The 3,518-nt window shown below is 64.1% G+C and carries 5 protein-coding genes; 2 read left to right on the top strand and 3 right to left on the bottom strand.

Annotated features, from left to right (window positions below; translation table 11 throughout):
* Positions 1-683: hypothetical protein (locus EOA60_RS24235; RefSeq protein WP_128312011.1), on the top strand; the 683-nt coding region annotated here is incomplete at its 5' end.
* 40 nt (positions 684-723) lie between these two features.
* Here EOA60_RS24235 and EOA60_RS24230 read toward each other — a convergent pair.
* The 3 genes from EOA60_RS24230 to EOA60_RS24220 form a co-directional block, all read right to left on the bottom strand.
* Positions 724-936 carry a hypothetical protein gene (locus tag EOA60_RS24230; protein ID WP_095825289.1) on the bottom strand — a complete coding sequence of 71 codons (213 nt, stop codon included), beginning with the start codon at positions 934-936 and terminating at the stop codon, positions 724-726.
* A 154-nt stretch (positions 937-1,090) separates the two neighbouring features.
* Positions 1,091-1,486, bottom strand: a complete 396-nt coding sequence (locus EOA60_RS24225; RefSeq protein ID WP_067328478.1) for a GFA family protein — start codon at positions 1,484-1,486, stop codon at positions 1,091-1,093.
* A 132-nt stretch (positions 1,487-1,618) separates the two neighbouring features.
* Entirely contained in the window at positions 1,619-1,867 is a 249-nt protein-coding gene (locus tag EOA60_RS24220) for a ParB N-terminal domain-containing protein (protein ID WP_095800826.1), read from the bottom strand.
* Between the two features lie 144 nt (positions 1,868-2,011).
* Between EOA60_RS24220 and EOA60_RS24215 the strand changes: the two genes are divergently transcribed.
* A partial coding sequence (locus EOA60_RS24215) for a N,N-dimethylformamidase beta subunit family domain-containing protein (RefSeq protein ID WP_128312008.1) occupies positions 2,012-3,518 on the top strand: 1,507 nt, incomplete at its 3' end.

Genomic DNA, 3,518 nt, shown 5'->3' with positions numbered 1-3,518 from the left:
CGTTCATCCATTTCAACTGCGTGAAGAACATCGGCGTCGACGGCCCGGCCACGGAAGATCAGCTCGATTCGCTGCTGGCGCATTACCGCGCTGCCGGCATCTTGCGGCCGTGGTTCTGCACAAGCCCGCACACCGAGCCTTCCCGGCTGCGCTGCTGGCTGGAAGCGCGCGGGCTCCAGCATCAGAGCGGCTGGGAACGAATTTTTCGCGTCGCAACGCCGCTGCCTGCCGAGCCGCTGTTCCCGGCAGACGATCTGTCGGTCGAAGAGGTTACGTCCAAGACCGCTCCCGAATGGGCCTCCTTCATCGATGCGAAGTACAGGCTGCCCACCTCGCCCTGGCTCATCGCGCTGGTCGGCCGCGAGGGTTGGCGTCACTACATGCTGAAACGCGATGGCGCCGTGGCTGCCGTGCGTTCAATGTTCATCTCGGATGGCGCCGCCTGGAGCGGGATCGACGCCCCGGTGCCTGGCATCATGGCGCCGAGCTTCGACCTCGACGCCATGCTTGGCGAAAGGCTGGTCCGCGACGGCATAGCCGCCGGCGCAAGACTGTTCGTCGCCGACATCGAGGCGCCGCGCCCCGAACGCGACGGTCCGGCCTACCGCAACTACGCCCGGCTCGGCTTCAAAATTGCCTATCTCCGCAGTCATTACAGCTATTTGCCGGCGCATTCGAGCTGATCGGAAAGACCTAAAGCGCGTCAGTTCGGCGCGACGCGCTTTAGCGGTACAGCCATTGCTTCAGGCAGCTTCTGGCCACGATATGCGCCGGCGGCAGCACCGGCTGGTCGAAGCGGGAATCGTCGGCAGCCCTGGCGCGAGCCTTTTCCAAGAGCAGGCGAAGCTCGGCCGGGCGCACGCGGTCTCGCTCCATCACGAGTTGGATCATCGGGTCGTTCAAAAGCTCGTCCAGGGGGTTGCTGCTCTCGCTCATCCGTCGCCTCCTCGATGCCTTCCCGCGTGGCGCTTTAGATAGGCAGCCAATGATGGCCCGCCAATGACGCTTTGCCGGCTATCTCGTGAATCGAAGATGAAATTTTTGTGCAGGCATTCTTCCTTCTCCCATCGTTGTGGGAGAACGGAAAACTCTATGCCGGCGGTGCCCCCTCATATTGCGGCAGGCCGTCATCCAGCCGCACCCAAGGCTGCTTCGAAGCGGTCCAGAAATGCATGTCGGGCTTGAACGCGGACGGATCGTCGAGCGAGCCGGATGTGACGCCGAGAATGCCCCTGGAGTCACGTCGCGAAAACATCGTCGTGCCGCAAGCCGGGCAGAAGCCACGCTTGAGGTCCGGCGAGGAATTGACCGTCGCCACCGGCCCCTCGATCGTGACATCATCGATGCGAAACAGGAGCCGCGCATTGAAGGCGGCGCCGATCGCCTTCTGGCACAGCCGGCAATGGCAGACGCGCTCGTTGATTGGTTCGGCCTCGGCGCGATAGCGCACTGCGCCGCACAGGCATCCGCCCTGGTATTTCGCCATTTCCAAGTACCCGATTGACAGGAAGGCCGGCACGGTAGCGGCGAACATCGCAGCGTCAATTAAAAAGCATTGATAGGACGCGATCGCTCACGGTGATGCAGGGGCCGACACGGCAACCGATAGGGAATGGCGTCAGTGGCGGCGCGCCTGGACGAGATAGGCGTCGATCTCGGTTTCGCCGAGCCATTTGGCGGCTTCCAGCCGGTGCAGCCCCTCGATCAGGACATGGCGCTTGCCGTCGTGGCGCACCTGGATCGGGGTCTTCATGCCGTTCTCGAGGATATCCTCGGCAAGATGGCGCACCGTCTCCGGATGCAGCGTCTTGCGCCTCGCCATCGGCACATAGATGTCGTCGACCTTGACCCTTTGCACGCGCAGCATCTTGGCTCCCGGCGTTCAAACATCGCCTGAAGATCAAATAAGCCGTTTGCCGGATAAGGCCAAGCGCCTGCTGGCCCGATCGTTTCCATTTGACGCTTGGCCGTCCTACGGTCTCAATGGCGACCTCTTGGTTTCGGTTTTTCCATGACGCAACGGCCCGCCGACTTTCCCGATTTCGGACTGACGCCCGAGCAGCGCCGGGAGGCGGTGCGCGGGCATTATTACGAGTGGCCCGGCATGGATCGCTCGAGCGGCGAGATCTGGTGCTACAGCGACCGCTTTTCCTATCGTCCGGGCGAGACGGTGACGCTTTTCGTCAGCTCGACGGCCCCGCAATTCAGGATTGTCATCGTCCGCGACGGCGGCGATGAAACCAAGGTCTTCGATGGGTCGGGACTGTCGGCGCGCTGGCAGGAAACGCCCGAGCAATGTTCGGTCGACGGCTGCGGCTGGGAAGCCTCGTTCGAATTCCGCATCGGCGATGACTGGCCGTCGGGAGCTTACCGTGTCAGGCTTTCGGCTGAAGGGCCGGACGGCACGCCGATCGAGAGCCACCACCTCTTCATCGTCGCGCCCCTGCCCGGCCGCAAGCCTGGTCGCCTGCTGCAGATCGCCGCGACCGGCACCTGGCTCGCCTATAACACCTGGGGCGGCTCCAACCACTATCAGGGCATCACCGGCCCGAACCGCGACCGATATGCCACGATGGTCTCCACGCAACGCCCTTGGTGCCGCGGCTTCGTCGTGCTGCCCAAGGATGCACCGCGCGTGCCGCTGGAAGTCGCGATGCCGCCGAAGACCGTGCCGCGTTATCCGCATATGGAATGGGCCTTTGCCACGGGACATTCGAAGAAATACGCGTCTTCCGGCTGGGCCAGCTACGACAGCCATTTCTTCGGCTTTGCCGAACGCGCCGGATATCAGGTCGACCTCGCCAGCCAGCACGAGCTGCACTTCTCGCCGGAAATCCTCGACGGCTATGATTGCGTCGTCTTCGTCGGCCACGACGAATACTGGACCTGGGAGATGCGCGACGCGGTGGACGCTTATGTCGAGCGCGGCGGCCACGCGGCGCGCTTCGCCGGCAATTTCATGTGGCAGACCAGGCTGGAGGACGAGGGCCGACGCCAGGTTTGCTACAAATACCGGGCGCGGGCCGAAGACCCGGCCTATCGCGGCGGCGACATCACCCGCGCCACCAATTCCTGGGAAGCGCCGGAGATCGGCCGTCCGGGCAGCGCTACCTTCGGCCTCAACGCGACGCGTGGCGTCTATGCCGGCTGGGGCGGCTGCGCGCCGCGCGGTGTGCGCGGCTTCCCGGTCTACCGCCCCGAGCACTGGGCCTTCGCCGGCACCGGCATCTATTATGGCGACCTGCTTGGCGCCGATAGCCATGTCTATGGCTATGAGGTCGACGGGCTCGATTTCGAAATACGCGGCGGCCTGCCGTACCCGACTGAAGAGAGCGGCGCGCCGGACGGCTTGCAGGTGCTGGCCGTCGGCCTGGCGAGCCAGGTCGAGGAAAGCGCCGACATTCCGATCGAAGACCAGTTCCTCACCGACGAGGACGGCCGCTTCACCGCCGAGACTTTGTTCGGCGAGGCCAGCGACGCCAATCTCGATAAGGTCAAGCGCGGCAACGGCATGATCG

Source organism: Mesorhizobium sp. M1A.F.Ca.IN.020.06.1.1, assembly GCF_004023265.1.
Lineage (GTDB): Bacteria > Pseudomonadota > Alphaproteobacteria > Rhizobiales > Rhizobiaceae > Mesorhizobium.
This window is presented reverse-complemented; position numbering and strand designations above follow the sequence as displayed.